General features: G+C 72.1%; 23 protein-coding genes and 1 tRNA gene. 11 read left to right on the forward strand and 13 right to left on the reverse strand.

The window, feature by feature from the left end; genetic code table 11:
• Positions 1–34: 34 nt before the first annotated feature.
• Positions 35–1351 (reverse strand): MDR family MFS transporter, encoded by a 1317-nt coding sequence (locus tag ACFVXK_RS26395; RefSeq protein ID WP_389615706.1) that lies wholly within the window; start codon positions 1349–1351, stop codon positions 35–37.
• 163 nt (positions 1352–1514) lie between these two features.
• On the opposite strand from ACFVXK_RS26395, the gene ACFVXK_RS26400 reads away from it, so the two are divergent.
• Positions 1515–2273 (forward strand): phosphoglyceromutase, encoded by a 759-nt coding sequence (locus ACFVXK_RS26400; protein ID WP_389615708.1) that lies wholly within the window; start codon positions 1515–1517, stop codon positions 2271–2273.
• Positions 2274–2354: 81 nt separating this feature from the next.
• Here the strand turns inward: ACFVXK_RS26400 and ACFVXK_RS26405 are convergent, their stop codons facing one another.
• Together ACFVXK_RS26405 and phoU are read right to left on the reverse strand one after the other, a co-directional pair.
• Positions 2355–2504, reverse strand: a complete 150-nt coding sequence (locus ACFVXK_RS26405) for a hypothetical protein (RefSeq protein WP_167344738.1) — start codon at positions 2502–2504, stop codon at positions 2355–2357.
• A 143-nt stretch (positions 2505–2647) separates the two neighbouring features.
• Complete coding sequence (phoU, locus tag ACFVXK_RS26410; protein WP_344162630.1) at positions 2648–3325, reverse strand: phosphate signaling complex protein PhoU; 678 nt, start codon at positions 3323–3325, stop codon at positions 2648–2650.
• Positions 3326–3525: 200 nt separating this feature from the next.
• Between phoU and ACFVXK_RS26415 the strand changes: the two genes are divergently transcribed.
• Together ACFVXK_RS26415 and ACFVXK_RS26420 are read left to right on the forward strand one after the other, a co-directional pair.
• The gene (locus ACFVXK_RS26415) at positions 3526–4800 is read left to right on the forward strand and encodes a sensor histidine kinase (RefSeq protein ID WP_389615711.1); all 1275 of its coding nucleotides are present in this window, start codon (positions 3526–3528) and stop codon (positions 4798–4800) included.
• Complete coding sequence (locus ACFVXK_RS26420; RefSeq protein WP_042813788.1) at positions 4797–5477, forward strand: response regulator transcription factor; 681 nt, start codon at positions 4797–4799, stop codon at positions 5475–5477. Before ACFVXK_RS26415 ends, ACFVXK_RS26420 begins: the two co-directional genes overlap by 4 nt.
• An 85-nt stretch (positions 5478–5562) precedes the next feature.
• Here ACFVXK_RS26420 and ACFVXK_RS26425 read toward each other — a convergent pair whose 3' ends face one another.
• The gene (locus ACFVXK_RS26425) at positions 5563–6228 is read right to left on the reverse strand and encodes a DUF461 domain-containing protein (protein WP_389615714.1); all 666 of its coding nucleotides are present in this window, start codon (positions 6226–6228) and stop codon (positions 5563–5565) included.
• A gap of 555 nt (positions 6229–6783) precedes the next feature.
• On the opposite strand from ACFVXK_RS26425, the gene ACFVXK_RS26430 reads away from it, so the two are divergent.
• The 6 genes from ACFVXK_RS26430 to ACFVXK_RS26455 all read left to right on the forward strand — a co-directional run bounded on the left by ACFVXK_RS26430 (position 6784) and on the right by ACFVXK_RS26455 (position 13204).
• Positions 6784–7266, forward strand: coding sequence for a CarD family transcriptional regulator (locus ACFVXK_RS26430; protein WP_003953493.1), 483 nt, complete (start codon positions 6784–6786; stop codon positions 7264–7266).
• Between the two features lie 295 nt (positions 7267–7561).
• Positions 7562–8308, forward strand: coding sequence for a 2-C-methyl-D-erythritol 4-phosphate cytidylyltransferase (ispD, locus tag ACFVXK_RS26435; protein ID WP_389615716.1), 747 nt, complete (start codon positions 7562–7564; stop codon positions 8306–8308).
• Entirely contained in the window at positions 8298–8831 is a 534-nt protein-coding gene (ispF, locus tag ACFVXK_RS26440) for a 2-C-methyl-D-erythritol 2,4-cyclodiphosphate synthase (protein WP_389615718.1), read from the forward strand. The genes ispD and ispF overlap by 11 nt, the downstream gene beginning before the upstream one ends.
• 136 nt (positions 8832–8967) lie before the next feature.
• Positions 8968–10368, forward strand: coding sequence for a cysteine--tRNA ligase (cysS, locus tag ACFVXK_RS26445; protein WP_389615720.1), 1401 nt, complete (start codon positions 8968–8970; stop codon positions 10366–10368).
• 144 nt (positions 10369–10512) lie between these two features.
• Entirely contained in the window at positions 10513–11484 is a 972-nt protein-coding gene (rlmB, locus tag ACFVXK_RS26450) for a 23S rRNA (guanosine(2251)-2'-O)-methyltransferase RlmB (RefSeq protein ID WP_389615722.1), read from the forward strand.
• Between the two features lie 172 nt (positions 11485–11656).
• Positions 11657–13204 carry a DoxX family protein gene (locus ACFVXK_RS26455; RefSeq protein WP_389615724.1) on the forward strand — a complete coding sequence of 516 codons (1548 nt, stop codon included), beginning with the start codon at positions 11657–11659 and terminating at the stop codon, positions 13202–13204.
• Positions 13205–13436: 232 nt separating this feature from the next.
• On the opposite strand, the gene ACFVXK_RS26460 is transcribed toward ACFVXK_RS26455, so the two are convergent.
• The 3 genes from ACFVXK_RS26460 to ACFVXK_RS26470 all read right to left on the reverse strand — a co-directional run bounded on the left by ACFVXK_RS26460 (position 13437) and on the right by ACFVXK_RS26470 (position 15959).
• Entirely contained in the window at positions 13437–14207 is a 771-nt protein-coding gene (locus ACFVXK_RS26460) for an NDP-sugar synthase (protein WP_389615726.1), read from the reverse strand.
• Between the two features lie 60 nt (positions 14208–14267).
• A complete protein-coding gene (locus ACFVXK_RS26465) occupies positions 14268–14681 on the reverse strand; it encodes a hypothetical protein (protein WP_042816721.1) in 414 nt (137 codons plus the stop codon).
• A gap of 201 nt (positions 14682–14882) precedes the next feature.
• On the reverse strand, positions 14883–15959 hold the full coding sequence (locus ACFVXK_RS26470; protein WP_389615728.1) for an ABC transporter ATP-binding protein: 1077 nt from the start codon (positions 15957–15959) through the stop codon (positions 14883–14885).
• Between the two features lie 219 nt (positions 15960–16178).
• Here ACFVXK_RS26470 and ACFVXK_RS26475 point away from each other — a divergent pair.
• Positions 16179–16252: transfer RNA gene (locus ACFVXK_RS26475), tRNA-Thr, on the forward strand.
• A gap of 78 nt (positions 16253–16330) precedes the next feature.
• Here ACFVXK_RS26475 and ACFVXK_RS26480 read toward each other — a convergent pair.
• Both ACFVXK_RS26480 and ACFVXK_RS26485 read right to left on the reverse strand, forming a co-directional pair.
• Positions 16331–17710, reverse strand: a complete 1380-nt coding sequence (locus ACFVXK_RS26480) for an NAD(P)/FAD-dependent oxidoreductase (protein WP_389615730.1) — start codon at positions 17708–17710, stop codon at positions 16331–16333.
• 122 nt (positions 17711–17832) lie between these two features.
• On the reverse strand, positions 17833–18828 hold the full coding sequence (locus ACFVXK_RS26485; RefSeq protein ID WP_389615738.1) for a zinc-binding dehydrogenase: 996 nt from the start codon (positions 18826–18828) through the stop codon (positions 17833–17835).
• A 98-nt stretch (positions 18829–18926) separates the two neighbouring features.
• Between ACFVXK_RS26485 and ACFVXK_RS26490 the strand changes: the two genes are divergently transcribed.
• Positions 18927–19607, forward strand: a complete 681-nt coding sequence (locus tag ACFVXK_RS26490; protein ID WP_389615732.1) for a pentapeptide repeat-containing protein — start codon at positions 18927–18929, stop codon at positions 19605–19607.
• Positions 19608–19625: 18 nt separating this feature from the next.
• Here the strand turns inward: ACFVXK_RS26490 and ACFVXK_RS26495 are convergent, their stop codons facing one another.
• Genes ACFVXK_RS26495 through ACFVXK_RS26510 form a run of 4 tightly spaced genes read right to left on the reverse strand, consistent with a single transcriptional unit; the run spans position 19626 to position 22508 of the window.
• The gene (locus tag ACFVXK_RS26495; RefSeq protein ID WP_389615740.1) at positions 19626–20135 is read right to left on the reverse strand and encodes a GNAT family N-acetyltransferase; all 510 of its coding nucleotides are present in this window, start codon (positions 20133–20135) and stop codon (positions 19626–19628) included.
• Between the two features lie 29 nt (positions 20136–20164).
• Positions 20165–20668: a hypothetical protein gene (locus ACFVXK_RS26500; protein ID WP_389615734.1), complete on the reverse strand. Its 504-nt coding sequence runs from the start codon at positions 20666–20668 to the stop codon at positions 20165–20167.
• Positions 20669–20706: 38 nt separating this feature from the next.
• Complete coding sequence (locus ACFVXK_RS26505) at positions 20707–21330, reverse strand: response regulator (protein ID WP_389615736.1); 624 nt, start codon at positions 21328–21330, stop codon at positions 20707–20709.
• Complete coding sequence (locus ACFVXK_RS26510) at positions 21327–22508, reverse strand: sensor histidine kinase (protein ID WP_389615742.1); 1182 nt, start codon at positions 22506–22508, stop codon at positions 21327–21329. Before ACFVXK_RS26510 ends, ACFVXK_RS26505 begins: the two co-directional genes overlap by 4 nt.
• Positions 22509–22693 lie beyond the last annotated feature (185 nt).

Here is a 22693-nt window from a genome sequence, read left to right on the forward strand (position 1 = left end):
GTCTGGGGGCGGAGCCCCCAGGCAGGGGGCGGGCCTACGCCTCGGCAGGGGCCGCCACCGGCCCGGCCGCACCCCCGCCGGCACCGGCCTCGGCAGACGCCGCCCCGGTACCGCCGGCCGACCCCCCGGAGGAGGCGGCGCCGGCCGCCCCCGGCAGGCCCCGCATCAGGACCCGGTACCCCCCGGCCGCCACCGTCCCCAGGACGCCCGTCGTCGCCCACAGCCACCCGGCCCCCCAGCCGTCGATCACCAGGCCCGACATCAGCGGAGCCACCAGCGAGGCCACCGACCAGGACATCGTGTACATCCCCTGGTACCGCCCACGCCCGTGCACCGGCGACAGCTGCACCACCAGCCCCATCTGCGTCGGCGAGTTCACGATCTCCGCCAGCGTCCACACGCACACCGTCAGCGCGTACGCCCACAGCGGCCCCGCGAACGCCGTCATCGCGAACCCGTACCCCGCCAGCAGCGCCGAGACCACCAGCAGCCGCCGCGGGTCCCGGTGCTCGATGAGCCGGGTCACCGGCAGCTGGAGCGCCACGATCAGCACCCCGTTCACCGCGACGACCAGCCCGTAGTCGCCAGGCGAGAACCCGGCCGCGCCCATCGCCACCGGCAGGCCCACCGAGCCCTGCGTGAAGATCAGGGAGATCAGGAACGACAGCCCCACGACCCCCATGAACCGCCCGTCCCGCAGCACGGTCCCCAGCCCGACCTCGGGCGCCGCCTGCGCGACAGGACCCGCGTCCACCGCCGGCCGCGACTCCGGCAGCTTCACGAACACCAGCACCGCGCACAGCAGCGTCAGCGCCGCCTCGCCCAGGAACCCCGCCAGGTAGCTGTACTCGGCGACCAGCCCCGCCGCCACCGAGCTCACCGCGAAGCCCAGGTTGATGGCCCAGTAGTTCAGCGCGAAGGCCCGTACCCGGTCCTCGGGCCGGACGATGTCGGCCATCATCGCCTGGACCGCCGGGCGGGAGGCGTTCGAGGCCATCCCCACCAGCAGCGCCACCGCCGCGATCGCCGCCGGGTGCTCCATGAACCCCAGAAGCGCCACCGTGCCCGCCGTGGACACCTGCGCCACCAGCATCGTCGGCCGCCGCCCCAGCCGGTCGGTCATCACCCCCGCCCCCAGCGAGGAGACGACCCCGCCCAGCCCGTGCAGGGCGGCCACCAGTCCCGCGAAGGAGGCCGAGTAGCCCCGCTCCAGGGTCAGGTACAAGGTCATGAACGTGGCGACGAAGGCCCCGAGCCGGTTGACGAGCGTGCTGGCCCACAACCACCAGAACGCGCGTGGCAGACCCGCGACGCTCTCCCGGGCGGCACGGCTCAAACGGGCAACGGACATAAGGATTCCCCCGGGCGGTGTAAGAGTCGCTGATCCGTCCGGCACATTACGAGAGGGGCTCGCGGCCCGCCACTCAATTGACGCCCGCCGTCAATCGACCCCACCGCCGGCCCGCCCCAGGACCGCGCGCGGGCGCCCCCGGCCGTCCACTAGGCTCGTACGCATGGCCGACGCACCGTACAAGCTGATCCTCCTCCGCCACGGCGAGAGCGAATGGAACGCGAAGAACCTGTTCACCGGCTGGGTGGACGTCAACCTCAACGAGAAGGGCGAGAAGGAGGCGGTCCGCGGCGGTGAGCTGCTCAAGGACGCCGGCCTGCTCCCCGACGTCGTGCACACCTCCCTCCAGAAGCGCGCCATCCGCACCGCGCAGCTGGCCCTTGAGTCCGCCGACCGCCACTGGATCCCCGTCCACCGCTCCTGGCGCCTGAACGAGCGCCACTACGGTGCCCTCCAGGGCAAGGACAAGGCCCAGACCCTCGCCGAGTTCGGCGAGGAGCAGTTCATGCTGTGGCGCCGCTCGTACGACACCCCGCCTCCGGCCCTCGAGGACGGCACCGAGTTCTCCCAGTCCGCGGACCCGCGCTACGCCTCCATCCCGCCGGAGCTGCGCCCGCGCACCGAGTGCCTCAAGGACGTCGTCGTCCGCATGCTCCCGTACTGGTACGACTCGATCGTCCCGGACCTCCTCGACGGCCACACCGTCCTGGTCGCCGCGCACGGCAACTCCCTGCGCGCCCTGGTCAAGCACCTCGACGGCATCTCCGACGCCGACATCGCGGGCCTGAACATCCCCACCGGCATCCCGCTCTCCTACGAGCTCGACGCCGACTTCAAGCCCCTCACCCCGGGCGGCACCTACCTCGACCCGGAGGCCGCCGCGGCCGCCATCGAGGCCGTCAAGAACCAGGGCAAGAAGTAGTCCTCACGCACACGCGAAAGGGCCCCGTCCGGTACGTCGGACGGGGCCCTTCCGTGGTGGTGCGGGCGGCGGCCGGGGCCGTCAGCCCCCGCACTGGCAGGGGGCGCCGGACTGGCAGCCGCAGCCGCAGCCTGAGCCGCAGCCACAGGCCGCGAGCAGGGGCAGGCGCAGGGGCTCCGGACGGGGCGGCTGCTCCTGCTCCGGGGTGATGGGGACGGGGGAATCGGGCATGGATCCTCCTCGCAGGCGGCGTACGGGACGTCGTACAGGACGGCGCAGTGCCTTCGCCTCATTCATGCCCAGCCACAGCGGCGCGTCAACGGCGCATTGGGGCCCCGCAGGGGCGCGGAACGCCGGAGCGGTCGGAGCGGCGGTCAGACGCCCTCGACCTGCGTCGGCTGCTGCAGCTCGTCCGCGTGCTCGCCCGTCACCAGGTACACGACGCGCTTGGCCACCGACACCGCGTGGTCCGCGAACCGCTCGTAGTAGCGGCCCAGCAGGGTCACGTCCACGGCCGTCTCGATGCCGTGCTTCCAGCGGTCGTCCATCAGGTGCTGGAAGAGGGTGCGGTGCAGCTGGTCCATCTCGTCGTCGTCCTGCTCCAGCTGGAGGGCCAGGTCGACGTCCTTCGTGATGATGACCTCGGCCGCCTTCGCCATCAGGCGCTGCGCCAGCTGTCCCATCTCCAGGATCGTCGCGTGCAGGTCGCGCGGCACCGCGCGGTCCGGGAACCGCAGCCGGGCCAGCTTCGCCACGTGCTGCGCCAGGTCGCCGGAGCGCTCCAGGTCGGCGCTCATGCGCAGCGAGGTGACGACGATGCGCAGGTCCGTGGCGACCGGCTGCTGGCGGGCCAGCAGGGCGATGGCGCGCGCCTCCAGGTCGTGCTGGAGGTCGTCGACCTTCTGGTCGGCGGCGATCACGCTCTCGGCGAGCTTCAGGTCGGCGTCCAGCATGGAGGTCGTGGCCCGCCCGATCGCGGAACCGACGAGCCGGGCCATCTCGACCAGGCTCTCTCCGATCGAGTCCAGTTCCTCGTGGTACGCGTCGCGCATGTGTCCTTCTCCTGCCTGCTTGCCTTCTGCTGCGGTGTGGTCCGTCGGGCCCCACGTTGACACGTTCGGCCGCCAACGCGTCCGACTCCGGCATCACAAATGAATCAACACCGTCGTCAGGGTGAACTCTGGGCGACGACTGTTCGAGCTGCCACCCGAACGGCTGTGGAAGTGTCGTCGAGGCTGCTTAACCTGGACACATGGACGTGAACGCGGCGGTCGCCGCAGCTGCTGCGATCGCCGGTCTCTGCACCGGTGTGATCGCGATGCTGGCGTTCCGCTGGAGCGAGCGCGACCAAGCCCGCCCCACGAGGAGCTCCATGCGCCCCGACATCAACGCGGTGCTCCCGCCCGGCGTGGACACGGTGCTCTCCGTACTCCGCTCCTCCGCCGTCGTCCTCGACGAGGGCGACGCGGTGGTCAAGGCCAGCTCGGCGGCTTACGCCCTGGGCCTGGTCCGCGGCGGGAAGCTCGCCGTGGAGCCCATGCTCCACATGGCCCGTGACACCCGCCGCGACGGTGAGATACGCCAGATCGAGCTCGACCTGCCCCGGCGCGGGACCGGCCGCGGCGAGGCCCTCGCGGTCTCCGCCCGCGTCGCCCCGCTGGGCTCCCGGCTGGTGCTCCTGCTGGTCGAGGACCTCACCGAGGCCCGCCGCATCGAAGCGGTGCGCCGCGACTTCGTCGCGAACGTCTCGCACGAGCTGAAGACCCCGGTCGGCGCGATCTCCCTGCTCTCCGAGGCGGTGATGGACGCCGCGGACGACCCCGAGGCGGTCACCCGCTTCGCGGGCCGCATGCAGATCGAGGCCACCCGCCTGATCAACCTCGTACAGGAGCTCATCGACCTCTCCCGGGTGCAGAACGACGAGGCACTGGAGGACGCCGAGCCGGTACGGGTGGACACGCTCGTGGCGGAGGCCATCGACCGCTGCCGGCACACGGCCACCTCCAAGCAGATCACCATGGCCGCCGGCGGCACCGCCGACCTGCGGGTATGGGGACACCGGGGGCAGCTGGCCGCGGCCCTCGGCAACCTGGTGGAGAACGCCGTGAACTACAGCCCGGCCCGCACCCGGGTCGGGATCGCCGCCCGCCGGGTGACCGCGCCGGGCGGGGACCTGATCGAGATAGCCGTGACCGACCAGGGCATCGGCATCCCCGAGAAGGACCGCGAACGCGTCTTCGAACGCTTCTACCGGGTGGACCCGGCCCGCTCCCGCGCCACCGGCGGAACCGGACTGGGCCTCGCGATCGTGAAGCACGTGGCGGCCTCGCACGGCGGGGAGGTGTCGGTGTGGAGCTCCGAGGGCCAGGGCTCCACGTTCACCCTGAGGCTCCCCGAGGCGGCCACCCCGGCCCCGGCGCCCGCCCCGGACGCCACCGGCGGGCCGGAGCCCGCCCCGGCCTCCGGCCCCGCTCGACCCCAGCTCGACCCAGAACCAGTCGTCCCCTCCCCGGAGGTCCTTCCGTGACCCGAGTGCTCGTCGTCGAGGATGAGGAATCCTTCAGCGACGCCCTGTCCTACATGCTCCGCAAGGAAGGCTTCGAGGTCGCGATCGCCGCGACGGGGCCCGACGGGCTCGACGAGTTCGAGCGCAACGGCGCCGACCTCGTCCTCCTGGACCTGATGCTGCCCGGCCTGCCGGGCACCGAGGTCTGCCGGCAGCTGCGCGGCCGCTCCAACGTCCCCGTGATCATGGTGACCGCCAAGGACAGCGAGATCGACAAGGTCGTCGGGCTGGAGATAGGAGCCGACGACTACGTCACGAAGCCCTTCTCCTCCCGCGAGCTGGTCGCCCGCATCCGCGCGGTCCTGCGCCGCCGCGGCGAGCCGGAGGAGGTCACCCCGGCGGCCCTGGAGGCCGGCCCGGTGCGGATGGACGTGGACCGGCACGTGGTCACGGTCGGCGGGGCGAAGGTGGACCTGCCGCTCAAGGAGTTCGACCTGCTGGAGATGCTGCTGCGCAACGCGGGCCGCGTGCTGACCCGCATGCAGCTGATCGACCGGGTGTGGGGCGCGGACTACGTCGGCGACACCAAGACCCTCGACGTCCACGTCAAGCGCCTGCGCGCCAAGATCGAGCCCGACCCCGGCGCCCCGCGCTACCTGGTCACGGTCCGCGGCCTGGGCTACAAGTTCGAGCCGTAGACCCCGGCCGGGCGTGAGAACAAGGGACGGGCCCCCCGCCGCGATGCGGCGGGGGCCCCTTCCCTTGTTCCTGGCGTGCGCCGCGTCAGTGGCCGGCGCTGTGCGACGGCGAGGCCGCGGGGGAGCCCGACGGGCCGGCGGAGGCGGAACCCGAGGGGGAGGGGGAGCCGGAGGGGCTGCCCGACGGGGAGGCGGAGCCCGAGCCGGACGGGGCCGGGGTGGCGCCCGCGGCCGGGGCCTCGGTGGGGCCGTAGCCGGCGTACATGCCGGTGGCCGGGACGACGTAGGCCTCGAGCTTCACGTCACCGGCGGTGCTGAGCTGGAAGGTCATCTCCTGCACGTTGCCGTTCTGGACGGCCTCGCGGCCGCCCTCGACGACGGCGGAGGCGTTGCCCTTGCCGCCGATGACCACGGAGCCGCCGGCGGGCACGGTGATCTTGCCCGAGCCCTCGGAGCCCTTCAGGGTCACCTTGGACTTGCCACCCGCCAGGGTGATCGCGTCGAGGGTCTGGTCCTTGTTCCCGGAGTTGAAGAGGGTCGCCGAGACGGAGGCCGGGCCCTTCTTCTCCTTGTCGCCCTTGGTGATCACCAGGGCGTTCTGGACCTTGATGTCGCCCTTGGTGACGGCGGCGTTGTCCGGCTTGATCTGGAGAGTCTGCGCGTCGTTGCCCGCGCCGCACGCGGCAAGCGAGGCGAGCGAGAACACTACGGCGGAAGCGGCGAGGGCGCCGCGTCGAAGGCTGCGGCTCACGGCGGCGGCAACTCCTTGGACGTACGGACGGGACGGTGGGCTCTCGGAGCGGCCGAGGTAAAGCCGCCCTAAGGGTGTGTCAGCGGGCTTAGGTTACCGAGCCGCCACCCCGCCCCCGCACCCGACCCTCCGCAGCGGGCGCACCGCGCCGCACGCGTGCGCGATCTTGCATTCCGCTATCGGGCCGGAGGGTCCCCCGATGATCGAATTCAGGCATTCCGTCGAACGCCGGACCGTGATCAATTCAGGATTGGGCCGGAACCCGCTCCGTACGCGTGGCCGCCAGTCGAACGGAGTACTTCGGTTTCCTGTCCTGGAACCCGGCAAAACGGGACGTACGTCACACTCGTGGGTGCGTCCGCCAGGTGTAACGTGGTCGTTTCGCCCGGTCCGCACAGCGCCTCCGACCTGCGAATACCCCCCTCCGGAAGCCTTCCGCAGCACGTTCGTGTCGCTGTTGTCAAGCCCCGAGATGTGCCCTGACCTGCGAAAACGCCATTCATAACAGTCAGTTCTCGTGTTACCCTGGATAGCCACGGAAGGGGTACCTGTCACATGACGTTCAAGGTTGGCGACACCGTGGTCTATCCCCATCACGGGGCCGCGCTGATCGAGGCCATCGAAACTCGCCAGATCAAAGGCGTGGACAAGACCTACTTGGTGCTCAAGGTCGCCCAGGGCGACCTGACGGTTCGTGTGCCTGCGGACAATGCGGAGTTCGTCGGCGTTCGCGACGTAGTCGGCCAGGACGGGCTGGACCGGGTCTTCGAGGTGCTCCGCGCACCGTACGCAGAAGAGCCCACGAACTGGTCCCGTCGCTACAAGGCAAATCTGGAGAAGCTCGCTTCGGGCGATGTCATCAAGGTCGCCGAAGTGGTGCGCGACCTGTGGCGTCGTGAGCGTGAGCGTGGGCTTTCCGCTGGTGAGAAGCGGATGCTCGCGAAGGCGCGTCAGATTCTGGTGAGCGAGCTCGCGCTCGCCGAAAACACGAACGAGGACAAGGCCGAGGCCCTCCTCGACGAGGTGCTCGCGTCCTGACGCTCACGCATCTCGATCAAGCGCTGTGATCACAGTGTGCCGCGGTGCCCGATGACAGGCCCTCTCCTCCACGAGGGGGCCGTTGCCGGGCGCTGCGGCATGTCTGCGTCCGCTTCCGCTTCCGCCTCTGCGGCCACGTGCGCGTACTCCACGTACCTCACGTACTCCACCTGGCGTGCCGGGTCCGGGCAGCCGGCTCGACCGGTCGTCACGGAAGGGGCGAGGGCGTCGCACCCGGCACCCTCCAGGCCATACCCATGTCGGCCGAAGTCACAAACCTGGCTCGGAGCTACTGATGTCTGACGAATCCCGCCCCCACCGCACCGCCGCGGTGATCCCGGCCGCCGGCCGCGGGGTACGCCTCGGCCCCGGCGCCCCCAAGGCCCTGCGGGCCCTCGGCGGGACGCCGATGCTGGTCCACGCCGTCCGCGCCATGGCCCGCTCCCGCGCGGTGTCCCTCGTCGTGGTCGTCGCCCCGCCCGACGGTGCCACCGAAGTGCGCCACCTCCTCGACGAGCATCCGCTGCCCGAGCGCACCGACGTCCTCGTCGTCCCCGGCGGCGACACCCGCCAGGAATCCGTGCGCGCCGGCCTGGACGCCCTCCCGGCCGACGTCACCTCCGTCCTCATCCACGACGCGGCCCGCCCCCTGGTCCCCGTCGACACCGTGGACTCCGTCGTCGAAGCCGTCCGCGACGGCGCCCCCGCCGTCGTCCCCGCCCTGCCGCTGGCCGACACCGTCAAGGAGGTCGAGCCCGGCCGCCCCGGCGAGCCCGAGCCCGTCCTCGGCACCCCCGAGCGGGCCCGGCTGCGCGCCGTGCAGACCCCGCAGGGCTTCGACCTGAAGACCCTCCTGCACGCGCACGACACCATCGCGGTCGCCGGCGAGGGCGCCACCGACGACGCCGGGATGGTGGAGCGCACCGGGGTCACCGTCGTGGTCGTCCCCGGCCACGAGGAGGCCTTCAAGGTCACCCGCCCCCTCGACCTGGTCCTCGCCGAGGCCGTACTCGCCCGCAGGAGGGCCACCGATGCGTACTAGCCCCGCAGGTTCCGAGGAACGCGCCGAGACCCCGGCCGCCCCGCTGATCCCGCTCGTCGGCATCGGTACCGACGTGCACGCCTTCGAGGCCGGCCGCGAGCTGTGGTGCGCCGGTCTGCTCTGGGAGGGCGAGGACGGGCTCGCCGGGCACTCCGACGGCGACGTCGCCGCCCACGCCGCCTGCGACGCCCTCTTCTCCGCCGCCGGCGTCGGCGACCTCGGCGCCCACTTCGGCACCTCCCGCCCCGAGTGGTCCGGCGCCGCCGGCGTCACCCTCCTGGCGGAGGCCGCCCGCATCGTCCGCGCCGAGGGCTTCGAGATCGGCAACATCGCGATCCAGGTGATCGGCGTCCGCCCGAAGATCGGCAAGCGGCGCGAAGAAGCGCAGAAGGCGCTCGCGGCCGCGGCGGGCGCCCCCGTCTCCGTCTCCGGCACCACCACCGACGGACTCGGCCTCACCGGCCGCGCCGAGGGCCTCGCCGCCATCGCCACCGCCCTCGTGTACCGGACGAACCGGGACTGAGTACGGGGTATGCCCACGAGGCGGCCGTTACGGATGTCAGGCCGCCGATGACCGATGTCACCTCTTCGGCAACAAAGCGTCCCCGCGACCTCAAACGGTCGCGGGGCACTGCCACAGGCGCACTACCCTGGATGCCGTGACTATTCGCCTGTACGACACCAGCGCCCGGCAGATCCGCGACTTCACCCCGCTCACGCCGGGCTGCGTCTCGATCTACCTCTGTGGTGCCACCGTCCAGGCGGCGCCGCACATCGGGCACATCCGCTCGGGCCTCAACTTCGACATGATGCGCCGCTGGTTCACCTACCGCGGCTACGACGTGACCTTCATCCGCAACGTCACCGACATCGACGACAAGATCATCAGCAAGTCGGCCGTCCAGGGCCGCCCCTGGTGGTCCATCGGCTACGAGAACGAGCGCGCCTTCAACGACGGCTACGACGCCCTCGGCTGCCTGCCGCCCACCTACGAGCCCCGCGCCACCGGCCACGTCACCGAGATGGTCGAGATGATGCGCGGCCTCATCGAGCGCGGCCACGCCTACGAGGCGGACGGCAACGTCTACTTCGACGTGCGCTCCTTCCCCGGCTACCTGGAGCTGTCCAACCAGGAGCTCGACAACCTCCTCCAGCCCTCCTCCGAGGGCGAGACCGGCAAGCGCGACTCCCGCGACTTCGCCATGTGGAAGGCCGCCAAGCCCGGCGAGCCCTCCTGGGAGACCCCGTGGGGCCGCGGCCGCCCCGGCTGGCACCTGGAGTGCTCCGCCATGGCCCACAAGTACCTCGGCTCCGCCTTCGACATCCACGGCGGCGGCCTGGACCTGATCTTCCCGCACCACGAGAACGAGATCGCCCAGGCCAAGGCCTTCGGCGACGAGTTCGCCAACTTCTGGGTGCACAACGCCTGGGTCACCATGTCCGGCGAGAAGATGTCCAAGTCCCTGGGCAACTCGGTCCTCGTCTCCGAGATGGTCAAGCAGTGGCGTCCGATCGTCCTGCGCTACTACCTCGGCACCCCGCACTACCGGTCGATGATCGAGTACAGCGAGGAGGCGCTGCGCGAGGCCGAGTCCGCGTTCGCGCGCATCGAGGGCTTCTGCCAGCGCGTGGTCGAGAAGGCGGGCGGCCCCGTCGAGGCCGCCGCCGAGGTGCCGCCGGCCTTCGCCGAGGCGATGGACGACGACCTGGGCGTCCCCCAGGCCCTCGCGATCGTCCACACCACCGTCCGCCAGGGCAACAGCGCGCTCGCCGCCGACGACAAGGACGCGGCCATCGCCCGCCTGTCCGAGGTGCGGGCCATGCTGGGCGTCCTCGGCCTGGACCCGCTCGACCCCCAGTGGGCCGGCGAGTCCGACCGCGGCGAGGAACTGCACGGCGCCGTCGACACCCTCGTACGCCTCGTCCTGGACCAGCGCGAGTCCGCCCGCGCCCGCAAGGACTGGGCGACCGCCGACGCCATCCGCGACCAGCTCCAGCAGTCCGGCCTCGTCATCGAGGACAGCCCGACCGGTCCGCGCTGGACCCTCGGCCCGCGCTGACCCGGGCCTGATCCGGACCCGTGCGGGCCCGGTCCACAGCCGGACCGGACCCGCTCGGACCAGCGCCGTTGTGCCGCTCGGCCTTCCGGGCGGCACACTCTTCATACGTACATATCGCAGCACGAACGAAAACAGGTAGAGGTCATGGCCGGGAACAGCCAGCGCAGGAACCGCCGCACGTCCAACAAGAAGGGCGCGACGATCGGCAGCGGTGGCCAGCGGCGCAAGGGCCTGGAAGGCAAGGGCCCCACGCCCAAGGCGGAGGACCGCAAGAAGCACAAGGCGAACCGCATCGCCAACGCCATGGCCCGCCAGGCCGCCAAGCGCCGCCCCGCCCCCCGCCGCGGCGGCCCCAAGGGCAGCAGCGAGATGGTCGTCGGCCGCAACTCCGTCTTCGAGGCCCTGCGCGACGGCGTCCCCGCCACCACCCTCTACGTGCAGCAGTTCATCGACAACGACGAGCGCGTCCGCGACGCCCTCAAGCTCGCCGGCGAACGCGGCAACATCAACCTGATGGAAGCCCCCCGCCCCGAGCTCGACCGCATGACCAACGGGCTCAACCACCAGGGCCTCGTCCTCCAGGTCCCGCCGTACGAGTACGCGCACCCCGAGGACCTCACCGACGCCGCCTACGACAACGGCGAGGAACCCCTCATCGTCGCCCTCGACGGCGTCACCGACCCCCGCAACCTCGGCGCCATCGTCCGCTCCGTCTCCGCCTTCGGCGGCCACGGCGTGGTCATCCCCGAGCGCCGCGCCGCCGGCATGACCGCCGGCGCCTGGAAGACCTCCGCCGGCACCGCCGCCCGCACCCCGGTCTCCCGCGTCACCAACCTGACCCGCGCCCTCCAGGAGTACAAGAAGGCCGGCATCGCCGTCGTCGGCCTCGCCGCGGAAGGCACCCACGAGGTCCAGGACCTCGAAGCCCTCGGCGGCCCCGTCGTCATCGTGGTCGGATCCGAGGGCAAGGGCCTCGGCCGCCTCGTCGGCGAGAACTGCGACTACCTCGTCCGCATCCCCATGCCGGGTGGCGCCGAGTCCCTCAACGCCGGCGTCGCCGCGGGCGTCGTGCTCTACGAGGCCGCCCGCCGCCGCGCCGCCCAGAGCCGCGTCTGACCCGTCCGCCGTACGGGCCTCCCCGGGCCGCCGCCTTGATCCACTCGGCCCACCGGACGTGACCCGTGAGCGTGTCGCCCCGCCCCTTCCGGGCGGGGCGACTTGATCTTGACGGGTCTCGGACAGATCCCTGCCGTCAAAGCAGTGTCCTAAACACTGATCACTCGGTTAGATGAGTGTGGACACCAGAACGTCAGGGTTCGACGACCAGCCCGCGCTGAGCATGGTCAAGGTGCCGTGCGACCCCGCACAGGTCATCGTCAACCACGCCAGCTTCCGCGTGCGGCTCGCACCGAGCCCGAGCGCGCGTTCCAAGCCCGCGAACGCCCCCGGCCCCGGCCGCGCACCGGTCCTGGCCGTCGGAGCCGTCGCGGCCGCCGGAGCCACCCGCCGCCGCGCCCCCGTCGTCTGGAGCGGCAAGACCGCCCCCGGCGGCGACGCCGCGGCCACCGGCGGACTCCTCCAAGCCGTCCGCGAAGCCGGACGCGCCAACGACGACTACGACGGCGGCGCCACCCAGACCATCCCCCGGGTGGACCTCGCACGCGACCTCACCGAGGACACCCTCGCCACCCCCACCGTCATCGGCCAGCGCAGCTACGCCGACCCCGACGAAACCCGCCCCCTGGGCGCCGTACCCGACCAGCCGCGCCAGGCCCACGAGCCGTACGACCCCTACGAACAGCAGCCCCCCTACGGCGGCCCCGGCACCGAGAACCGGCGCCCCGCCGACAACCGCGCCCAGGCCTCCTACTACCCCGGCCGCCGCATGAACCTCGGCGTCGTGCTGCTCCCGCTGCGCGTCTTCCTCGGCTTCATCTCCATCTACGCCGGCATGGGCAAACTCTGCGACCCCGTCTACTTCGACGGCGGCGAACGCGGCTCCATGGTCACCTGGCTGCACACCCTCCACCCCTGGGCCCTCGCCGAACCCCTGCGCGACTTCGCCCTCGCCCACCCCGTCGGCGCCGGACTCACCGTCGCCTTCCTCCAGGTCCTCGTCGGCGTCCTCACCGTCTTCGGCCTCTGGCAGCGCTTCGCCGCCTGCATCGGCGCCCTGCTCTCCGCCGCCCTGCTGATGACCGTCAGCTGGAAGACCGTCCCCGCCTACGACGCCCCCGACATCATCTACCTCGCCGCCTGGAGCCCGCTGATCATCGCCGGGGCCCCCGTCTACTCCCTCGACGGACGCCTCGCCGGCGAAGCCTGGCGCACCCTCGGACCCCGCTCCGAGATGTGGCAGCTCCGCCGCCGCGTCCTGCGCCGCGGCGCCGTCATGGCCACCGTCGTCTGCGGACTCACCCTCCTCATCGGCTCCCTCCTCGGCGGAGCCGTCCGCTCCAGCACCGTCGTCACCGTCCCCGGCCCCGGCCAGGCCCCCAGCAACTACCTCCCCGGCAGCCCCCTGCCGCAGCCCCCCGCCCACCAGCAGACCGGGCCGGCCAAGCAGCAGCCCTCCAAGCAGCCCTCCCCGTCCGCCTCGGCCTCCGCCTCCGCACCCGCCGCCAAGTCCGGCCGCACCGGCAGCGGCGCCCCCACCCGGGACAGCGCCGGCACCGGCTCCGGCGCCCCCACCGCCGGCAAGGGCGGCAGCAGCGGCCAGAGCCCCCGCAGCAGCACCCCCCGGCAGTCCAGCCCGCAGCAGCCCCCCGCCACCTCGGGCAGCCGCAGCGACACCACCGCCAAGAAGCCCGGCCTCGTCGGCGGCCTCCTCGGCTGAACACCCCCGACACGACGAAGGGCCCGGCACGCGAACCGCGCGCCGGGCCCTTCCCCCGTGCCGGCTCCTCCACCGCCGCGAAGCTCCCGAACATCCCGACGGCCCGGATCTGCCCCATCAGGGCGTCCATCGCCACGTACGGCAACCCGGCCCGCCCCGCAGCCCCGGCCACGTCCCGGCACGCATACGCGGCCTCCGCGCACCGACCGCCCCAACAGGCCTACGAAAAGCCTCAGACGGCCCCCTGAGCCCCCAACTCCCGCGCAGCCTCCGCCAGATCCTTCGCCGTGTCGATCGCCCGCCAGTAGGCCCCCTGCGGCAGCGGATACCCCGCCAGCCGCCGCTCCCGCGCCAGCCGCGGGAACGTCGTCCGCTCGTGGTCCCCCAAATCCGGCAGCAGCGCCGCGAATTCGGGCGCGAACACGTACACCCCCGCATTCACCGGATACGGCGACGGCGGCGCCTCCACGAAGTCCAGCACCTGCCCGAACTCGTTCGTCTCCACCACCCCCCACGGAATCCGCGGCCGCGCCAGCGCCAGCGTCGCCACCGCCTCCCGCTCCGCGTGGAACGCCGCCATCTCCCGCAACGGGAACCGCGTCCACACGTCCCCGTTCGTCGCGTACCACGCCCGGTCCGGATACGGCAGATGCCGAGCCGCGTACTTCAGCCCGCCCCCACGGCCGAGCGGCTCCTCCTCCACCACCGTCGTCACCCGCAACGGCAGCACCGCCCCCGCCAGCCACTCCTGCAACACCCCCGCGAGGTGCCCGCACGACACCACCGCGTCCGTCACCCCCTCCGCCGCCAGCCACGCCAACTGGTGCCCGATGATCGGCACTCCCGTCCCCGGGATCTCGACCATCGGCTTCGGCCGGTCGTCCGTATACGGCCGCAGCCGCGAACCCTGGCCCCCCGCCAGGACGACGGCCTGGACGGGCGGGGCCGGGAACGCGGCCGCGCGGTCGGTGGAAGGTACAGCGGGAGGAGGGATCTCGGTCATGGCCGCCAGCGTAAGGACGGCCACCGCACCGGAAGGGACGGCACGACGGGCATCGGCCCGTCAGCCCATCGACGCGACCCCGGACGCGTACGAGGTGTCACACACCGGACGCGAGTAGGACTGCGCCTTCGTCGGCCCGTACGCCTCGACGGCGGCCCGGCCGAGCGCCCGGGCGATGCCCATGCAGTGCTCGGCGAGCGACGGCCGACCGTTCACCTGCTCCTGCAGGTGCCCGAGCACGACACCGGGGTTCTCCCCCTGCTGCAGCTCGCTCAGCAGCTTGTCACGGAGCACGTCCTGCGCGGCACGCGGCTTCGCGGGCACGGAGACGTCCTCGGCGGAGGCGGTCAGGATCTGGGAGGGCGAATTGTCCGCCCAGGGGACCATGGTGACCGCGAGGGTCCCGGACAGGACCAGGACGACGGGCAGGACCAGGGCGAGGGAACGGCCGATTCGGCGGGCAGTGTGGGTCACGAGGGCGAGAGTAGCGCTCGGTGAGGATTTGGCGACATTTAGTCACCCGGTCGGGGGATGGTTCGACGTGGCTTTTCGATTTAAAGGTTGACGCGTGCGGCCGAATGGCCCGGTCTGCCGGGGTTCATGGGAAACGCTACCCACAACTGCCGCGGGAGGGAGGCCCCTTCACGGAACCTCCCTCCCGCGTGCGATCGGTCGTCAGCCGGACAGGCGCGCCCCGGTCGACGTCGAGAACACGTGCATCTCCCCGGCCCGGGGCACCACGTGCAGCGAGGAACCCTTCTCGGGCACCTGGCGGCCGCCCACGCGCACCACGATGTCCTGGCCGTCCTTGCTGCCGTAGACGTAGCCGTCGGCGCCCAGCTCCTCGACGACGTTCACCGTGATCGTCAGACCGCCGGTCTCGCCGACGTCGAAGTGCTCGGGGCGCACGCCGACGGTGACGGTCTTGTCGCCCGCGTCGGCCGCCGCCGACAGCGCCTCGCGCGACACCGGCACCACGCTGTCGCCGAACTTCACGCCGCCGTCGGTGATCGGCACCTCGACGAGGTTCATGGCGGGGGAGCCGATGAAGCCGGCCACGAAGAGGTTCGCGGGCCGGTCGTACATGTTGCGCGGGGTGTCCACCTGCTGCAGCAGGCCGTCCTTGAGCACCGCGACCCGGTCGCCCATGGTCATGGCCTCGACCTGGTCGTGCGTGACGTACACGGTGGTGATGCCGAGGTCGCGCTGGAGCGCGGCGATCTGCGTACGGGTGGACACGCGCAGCTTGGCGTCGAGGTTCGACAGCGGCTCGTCCATGAGGAACACCTGCGGCTTGCGCACGATGGCCCGCCCCATGGCGACGCGCTGGCGCTGACCGCCGGAGAGCGCCTTGGGCTTGCGGTCGAGGTATTGGGTCAGGTCCAGCATCTTGGCCGCCTCCTCCACCTTGCGGCGGATGGTGGCCTTGTCCTCACCGGCGATCTTGAGCGCGAAGCCCATGTTGTCGGCGACGGTCATGTGGGGGTAGAGCGCGTAGTTCTGGAACACCATCGCGATGTCCCGGTCCTTGGGCGGCAGGTGCGTGACGTCGCGCTCCCCGATGCGGATGGCACCGCCGTTGACGTCCTCCAGGCCGGCGAGCATGCGCAGCGAGGTGGACTTGCCGCAGCCGGAGGGGCCGACGAGGACGAGGAACTCGCCGTCCTCGATCTCCAGCTCCAGCTGGTCGACGGCGGGCTTGTCGCCGCCGGGGTAGAGGCGGGTCGCCTTGTCGAAGGTGACAGAAGCCATGGTGATGCATCCCTTCTACCGGCAGGAACGTGCCGGACGATCCGAGTGGAAGGTCTAGTCCAATATTCAGGACTCGGCCCGACGCTACCCGGTGTGAGGGGTTCTGTCAGCAATCTGACCCGACGGATTGTGGGCGGGGGCGGGGCAGCCCCGGGGGCGCGCGGCGGGGGCAAGGCGATGGCCCGGGCAGAGGGCGCTGTGTAGAGTGATGGCGGCCCCGCCTCCTTAGCTCAGCTGGCCAGAGCAACGCTCTTGTAAAGCGTAGGTCGTCGGTTCGAATCCGACAGGGGGCTCTGCTTCCGAAGGCCCCGGACCGCCCTGGTCCGGGGCCTTCGGCATGGGGCAGGGCGTGTCGCGGATGACCGCGGCGGTCACGAGCGGCCCGAGATGCGGTTGGCCAGGTGGGCCAGGGGGGTTGTGTTCGGGGTGTGGGTTCTCGATTCGTGGCGGTCCGCTTCGCGGTAGGCGGCGTAGAGGGTGTGGACGCCTAGCCAGCGGAAGGGTTCCGGTTCCCAGCGGCGGACGCGGTGGTGGACCCAGGGGAGGGTGGTCAGGGCCGTGGATTCGCCCAGGACCAGGTCGCGGAGGGTGCGGGCCGCGAGGTTGGCCGTGGCGACGCCCGAGCCGACGTAGCCGCCGGCCCAGCCGAGGCCCGTGGTGGCGTCCAGGGTGACCGTGGCGCACCAGTCGCGGGGGACGCCGAGTACGCCGGACCAGGCGTGGGTGATCTCCGTGCCGGTGAGGAGGGGGAAGAAGGTGGTGAGGAGGTCGGTGAGGGCGGTGATCGTGGACGGCTGGGTGCGGCCGTCGTTGTCGGTGCGGGAGCCGAAGCGGTAGGGGACGCCGCGGCCGCCGAGGGCGATGCGGTCGTCGGCGGTGCGCTGGGCGTACATGTAGGCGTGGGCCATGTCGCCGAGGAGGGGGGCGTCCTGCCAGTTGAGCGCCGACCAGACGGACGGGGGGAGGGGGGCCGTGACGATCATCGAGGAGTTCATGGGGAGCCAGGTGCGCTTCTGGCCCTTGAGGGAGGCGGTGAAGCCTTCGGTGCAGCGCAGGACGTAGGGGGCGCGGAGGGTGCCGTAGGGGGTGACGGCGCGGCGGGGGGCGAGTTCGGTGACGGGGGTGGACTCGTGGATGACGACGCCGAGGTGTTCGCAGGCGGTGGCGAGGCCGCGGAGGAGTTTGAGGGGGTGGATGCGGGCGCCGTGCGGGGTCCAGCTGGAGCCGACGGCGTCGGCGATGTCGATGCGGCCGCGGGTGGCGGTGGCGTCGTGGAGTTCGCGGTCGGTTTCGCCGAAGGAGAGTTCGGCGGCGTGGAAGGCCTTGAGCCGGGTGAGCTGGGCGGGGGTCCGGGCGACTTCGAGGACGCCGCCGCGGTGGATGTCGGCGTTGATGGATTCGGCGGCGGCGACGTCGATGACCTCGGTGACGGTGTCGTTCATCGCGTGCTGGAGGCGCTGGGCGGCTTGGTGGCCGTGGAGTGCGGCGTAGCGGTCGCGGCCGGCGATGCCGTTGTAGAGCCAGCCGCCGTTGCGGCCGGAGGCGCCGTAGCCGCAGAACTTCTGTTCGAGGACGGTGACGCGGAGGTCGGGGGCGGCGCGTTTGAGGTAGTAGGCGGTCCACAGGCCGGTGTAGCCGCCTCCGACGATGGCGACGTCGGCGGTGGCGTCGGTGGTGAGGGGGGCGCGGGGTGGCTGGTGGGGGGTCTGGTCGGTGGCGTACCAGAAGGAGATCCCGCCGTTGATCGTCATGGGGGTGTTGGTACAGGGGGTGTGGGAGGGGTGTCCAGGTACGGGGTGTCGTGGGTTGGGGGTGGGGTGTGGGCTGGGTGTCGGGTGTGGGGAGGGGGTGGTGTGGGGGTGGTGTGGGGCGGTCAGGGTTCGAGGATGACCTTGCCGGTGGTGGCGCGGGTTTCGAGGTCGTGGTGGGCGCGGGCGGCTTCGGCGAGGGGGTAGCGCTGGAGGGTGGGGCGCAGGCGGCCGGTGGCGGCTTCGGTGAGGGCGCGGGTTTCGAGGGTGCGGAGGGGGTCGGGGGTGCCGACGGCTTGGAGCATGGCGGGGCCGAGGGTGTGGTGGGTGGTGATGTGGCGGGCGTCGAGGTCGGCCCGTTCGGTGGGGGTGGGGGTGTGGGGGGTGCCGCTGGACCAGCCGTAGACGAGGTGGCGGGCGCCGGGGGCGAGGAGGGTGAGGGCGGTGCGGGTGGTGGTGCCGCCGACGGAGTCGAAGAGGAGGGTGGCGCCGTGGGGGTGGTGGGCGCGGAGGGTGTCGGCCCAGTCGGGGGTGGTGTAGTCGAGGGCGAGGTCGGCGCCGTTGGCGGTGGCGAGGGCGGTTTTGGCGGGGCCGCCGGCGAGGGCGATGACGGTGGCGCCGGCGTTTTTGGCGTATTGGACGAGGAGGGTGCCGATGCCTCCGGCGGCGGCGGTGACGAGGGCGGTGGTGTGGGGGCCGAGGTCGGCGAACTGGAGGATGCCGAGGGTGGTGCGGCCGGTGCCGATCATGGCGACGGCTTCGGCGGGGTCGAGGCCGTCGGGTACGGGGTGGAGGCGGGTGGTGTCGGCGACGGCGTGTTCGGCGTAGCCGCCGGGGTGGAAGCCGAGGTGGGTGACGACGGTGCGGCCGAGCCAGGCGGGGTCGGTGCCGGGGCCGAGGGCGTCGACGGTGCCGGCGATTTCGCGGCCGGGGATGGTGGGGAGTTCGGGGAGGGGTGCGGGTGGTCCCTGGATGCCCTGGCGGAGGGTGGTGTCGAGGAGGTGGACGCCGGCGGCGGCGACCTTGATGCGGACCTGGCCGGGGGCGGGGGTGGGGCGGGGGGTCGTTTCGTAGGTGAGGTTTTCGGCGGGGCCGAAGGTGTGGAGGCGGACGGCCTTCATGGTGGTGCTGGTGGTGGCGGTCATGGGGACAGGCTGTGACCTCGAGTGGGGTTGAGGTCAAGGGGCGGATTGTCGGTGGGGTCGGTGACGATGGGCGGATGGTGAGGAACGGGCGTGGTGGCGGGCGGTCGGTGAAGGCGGCGAGGCGTGCGGAGGTGGTGCTGCCGGAGCTGGTGGTGTGGGAGGGGGGTGGGTTGGAGCCGGACGGGGATTACGACGGGTTGGAGTTCGCCGATCTGGATCTGGCGGGGCAGGAGGCGGTGGGGGCGCGGTTCATGGACTGTGCGCTGCGGCGGTGCGGGCTGGACGGGGCCGGGCTGGTGAAGGTGCGGGTGCTGGATTCGGTGCTGGAGGGGGTCCGGGGGGTGGGGGTGGACCTGGCGGGGGCGTCGTTGCGGGACGTGGAGCTGGTGGACGCCCGGTTGGGTGGGGTGCAGTTGCACGGGGCGGTGCTGGACCGGGTCCTGGTGCGGGGCGGCAAGATCGATTACCTGAACCTGCGGCAGGCGCGGCTGCGGGACGTGGTGTTCGAGGGGTGTGTGCTGGTGGAGCCTGACTTCGGGGGTGCGGTGCTGGAGCGGGTGGAGTTCCGGGACTGTGTGCTGCGGGGGGTGGATGTGGCGGGGGCGCGGCTGGTGGACGTGGATCTGCGGGGTGCGGTGGAGCTGGGGGTGGCGCGGGGGGTGGAGTCCTTGGCCGGGGCGGTGATCAGTCCGGCGCAGTTGTTCGAGCTGGCTCCGGTGTTCGCGGCGCAGCTGGGGGTGCGGGTGGTGGGGTAGGGGGCCCGCTCCGGTGGGTCAGGTGAGGTCTGTCCTGGGGTTGATGCGCCAGTGGTTGGTGCGGAAGATCTGCCCGCCGAACGGGACGTCGGTTTCCGAGACGAAGTGGAAGCCGGCGGAGCGGCAGATGCCGTTCGAGGCGGCGTTGCCGGTGGCGGGGTAGGCGTGTATGGGGCCCCAGCGGTCGGCGTCGCGGGCTTGTGCGAGGAGGGTGCGGACCGCGCGTGTGCCGAGGCTCCGGCCTTGGTGTTCGGGCAGGACCATCCAGCCGATCTCGGAGACGGGGCCGTCGGGGGTGTCGTGGGACCAGAGGGTCACGGTTCCGGCCACCACGTCGGGGGTGGCCGGGTCGGGGACGATCATCTTGATCCAGGCCAGGTCGGATGCGGCTTGTTCGGCGTCCCGCCGGACCTTGGCCTCCATGCCCTCGGGCGGCTGGGGGCCGCCGAGGTCGGCCATCATGACGGGGTCGCACCGCATGCGGATGTAGGCGTCGAGGTCGTCGGGTGTGACGTTGCGCAGCCTGATGGTTCCTCCTGGTGCGACGGGGTGACCGGTCAGGCGGGGACGCGGGGGAAGCGGGCCTGGAGGGTCCAGATGGCCGGGTTGTCGGCGAGGCCCTCGTGCATGTCGACGAGGTCGGCGATGAGGTCGTGGAGGAAGTCGCGGGCTTCGCGGCGCAGGAGGCGGTGGCTGAAGGTCAGCGGGTCTTCTTCCGGGGGCATCCAGTCGGCTTCGATGTCGACCCAGCCGAAGCGGCGTTCGAAGAGCATGCGGTCGCTGGATTCGGTGAAGTCGAGTTCGGCGTAGCGGCTCTGGGAGGAGCGGCTGCCGCGGGGGTCCTGGTCGAGTTGTTCGACGATGTCGCAGAGGGCCCAGGCGAAGTCGAGTACGGGTACCCATCCCCAGGCTGTGGACACTTCGGTGTCCTTTTCGGTGTCGGCGAGGTAGACGTCGCCGCAGAAGAGGTCGTGGCGCAGGGTGTGGACGTCCGCCGAGCGGTAGTCGGTCTGCGGGGGGTCGGGGAAGCGCCGGGAGAGGGAGTAGCCGATGTCGAGCACGTAGCCGATGGTGTCACGGCCGGGTGGGGTGCGGGTGGTCAGGACGGCAGGAGGCGTTGTTCCTTGGCCACGGCCACGGCGCCGGCGCGGGTGTCGACGCCGAGTTTGTCGTAGATGCGGCCCAGGTGGGTCTTGACGGTGGCTTCGCTGATGAACAGGGCGCGGGCGATGTCGCGGTTGCCGAGGCCGCGGGCGAGCTGGCCGAGGATGTCGAGTTCGCGGTCGGTGAGGGTGGGGCGGGTGCCGCGCATGTGGGCCATGACGCGGCTGGCGACGGGGGCGGAGAGGGTGGTGCGGCCGGCGGCGGCGGAGTGGATGGCGGCGAAGAGTTCTTCGGGGCGTTCGGCTTTCAGGAGGTAGCCGGTGGCGCCGGCGCCGATGGCGCGGGTGATGTCGGCGTCCGTGTCGTAGGTGGTGAGGACGAGGACGTGCGGGGGGTGGGGGAGGGCGGTGATGCGGCGGGTGGCTTCGACGCCGTCGATGCCGTCGCCGAGCTGGAGGTCCATGAGGACGACGTCGGGGTGGAGCTTGGCGGCGAGGGCGACGGCTTCCTCGCCGCTGCCGGCTTCGCCGAGGACCTCGATGTCGGGTTCGCTGCCGAGCAGGGCGAGCAGGCCGGCGCGGACGACGACGTGGTCGTCGCAGAGGAGGATCGTCGTCATCCTGTGGGCTCCAGGGGGATCGAGGCCGAGAGGACGGTGCCTTCGCCGGGGGTGGATTCGATGGTGAGGGTTCCGCCGAGCTGGCGCACGCGGGCGCGCATGGCGGGGAGGCCGTGGCCGCGGTCGGTGGGGGTGGTGGTCGGGGTGCCGGTGGGGGCGGTGGGGAAGCCGGTGCCGTCGTCGGCGATGTCGAGGACGACCTGGTCGCCGAGGAAGCTGAGGGTGAGGGCGGCGGTGCGGGCGCCGGAGTGTTCGCGGATGTTGGCGAGGGCGCCCTGGGCGATGCGCAGCAGGGCGGATTCGGCGCGGTCGGGGAGTGGGGCGGGGGTGCCTTCGAGGTGGAAGCGGACCTCGATGTCGGGGCCGGCGTCCAGGGCGCGCAGGGCGTCGGTGAGGCCGGTGCCGTTGTCGAGTTCGGGCGGGGCCAGGTCGTGGACGAGGCGGCGGGCTTCGGCGAGGCCGCGGGCGGCGATGCCGGTGGCGGTGCGGACGTGGGCGCGGGCGGTGGCGGGGTCGGTGTCCCAGGTGCGGTCGGCGGCCTGGAGGAGCATCTGCTGGCTGGACAGGTGCTGGGCGAGGGTGTCGTGGATCTCCATGGACAGGCGCTGGCGTTCGGCGAGGGTGCCTTCGCGGCGTTCGGTGGCGGCCAGTTCCCTGCGGGTGCGGATGAGGTCGTCGATGAGTGCGCGTTGGGCCTGGGCCTGGCGTTCCATGTGGATGAAGACGGCCGTGGCGAGGGCGGCGATGGCGGGTGGGGCGAGGAGGAGGTTGGGGTCGAAGGCGGTGGAGAGCTTGAGCTGGGCGGCGACGACGAAGACGGTGAGGACGGTGACGAGGGCTGCGGCGGCGCGTGGGGGGAGGGTGCGGAGGGCGGTGAAGAAGAGGGGGACGGCGCACCAGGCGAAGCTGGGGGCGAGGAGGACGAGGACCACCCAGGTGGCTACGACGAGGCCCAGCCAGAGCCTCCGGCGGTGGGTGGGGGTGGGGGTCTGCTGGGTGGGGGTCTGCTGGGCGGGGGGTGGTGTGGCTGTGGTGCCGCCCACGGCGGGGCCGAGGACGTAGAGGAGGGCCAGGGTGATGCTGAGGGCGATGATCCAGGGGGTGCGGGGTTCGCCGGGGTGGCGGAGGAGGAAGCGGGCCACGGAGGCGCCGAGGAGGAGGAAGAACGCCGCGTGCATGACGGTGGCCAGGGCGCGGGTGTCGGGTTTCCGCGGGGGGTGGCTCACGGCGGGGGCTCCTGGGGGGTGGGGGGTGTCTGTCCATTTTGCCGGTGCCCTGGCCGGGCGGTTACGGGGTCGGGGGGCCCGGGCGGGGGCTCTGCCCTGGCCGGGCGGTTGGCGGGGTCGGGGCCTTTGCCCTGGCC

Source organism: Streptomyces sp. NPDC058157 (assembly GCF_042884105.1).
In the GTDB taxonomy this organism is placed as follows: Bacteria; Actinomycetota; Actinomycetes; order Streptomycetales; family Streptomycetaceae; genus Streptomyces.

Bases quoted from the DNA above. Each gene is read 5' to 3' on its own strand.
- ACFVXK_RS26395 (WP_389615706.1), bottom strand. From the start codon at position 1,351: ATGTCCGTTGCCCGTTTGAGCCGTGCCGCCCGGGAGAGCGTCGCGGGT.
- ACFVXK_RS26400 (WP_389615708.1), top strand. From the start codon at position 1,515: ATGGCCGACGCACCGTACAAGCTGATCCTCCTCCGCCACGGCGAGAGC.
- ACFVXK_RS26405 (WP_167344738.1), bottom strand. From the start codon at position 2,504: ATGCCCGATTCCCCCGTCCCCATCACCCCGGAGCAGGAGCAGCCGCCC.
- phoU (WP_344162630.1), bottom strand. From the start codon at position 3,325: ATGCGCGACGCGTACCACGAGGAACTGGACTCGATCGGAGAGAGCCTG.
- ACFVXK_RS26415 (WP_389615711.1), top strand. From the start codon at position 3,526: ATGGACGTGAACGCGGCGGTCGCCGCAGCTGCTGCGATCGCCGGTCTC.
- ACFVXK_RS26430 (WP_003953493.1), top strand. From the start codon at position 6,784: ATGACGTTCAAGGTTGGCGACACCGTGGTCTATCCCCATCACGGGGCC.
- ispD (WP_389615716.1), top strand. From the start codon at position 7,562: ATGTCTGACGAATCCCGCCCCCACCGCACCGCCGCGGTGATCCCGGCC.
- ispF (WP_389615718.1), top strand. From the start codon at position 8,298: ATGCGTACTAGCCCCGCAGGTTCCGAGGAACGCGCCGAGACCCCGGCC.
- rlmB (WP_389615722.1), top strand. From the start codon at position 10,513: ATGGCCGGGAACAGCCAGCGCAGGAACCGCCGCACGTCCAACAAGAAG.
- ACFVXK_RS26455 (WP_389615724.1), top strand. From the start codon at position 11,657: ATGAGTGTGGACACCAGAACGTCAGGGTTCGACGACCAGCCCGCGCTG.
- ACFVXK_RS26460 (WP_389615726.1), bottom strand. From the start codon at position 14,207: ATGACCGAGATCCCTCCTCCCGCTGTACCTTCCACCGACCGCGCGGCC.
- ACFVXK_RS26470 (WP_389615728.1), bottom strand. From the start codon at position 15,959: ATGGCTTCTGTCACCTTCGACAAGGCGACCCGCCTCTACCCCGGCGGC.
- ACFVXK_RS26480 (WP_389615730.1), bottom strand. From the start codon at position 17,710: ATGACGATCAACGGCGGGATCTCCTTCTGGTACGCCACCGACCAGACC.
- ACFVXK_RS26485 (WP_389615738.1), bottom strand. From the start codon at position 18,828: ATGAAGGCCGTCCGCCTCCACACCTTCGGCCCCGCCGAAAACCTCACC.
- ACFVXK_RS26490 (WP_389615732.1), top strand. From the start codon at position 18,927: ATGGTGAGGAACGGGCGTGGTGGCGGGCGGTCGGTGAAGGCGGCGAGG.
- ACFVXK_RS26505 (WP_389615736.1), bottom strand. From the start codon at position 21,330: ATGACGACGATCCTCCTCTGCGACGACCACGTCGTCGTCCGCGCCGGC.
- ACFVXK_RS26510 (WP_389615742.1), bottom strand. From the start codon at position 22,508: ATGCACGCGGCGTTCTTCCTCCTCCTCGGCGCCTCCGTGGCCCGCTTC.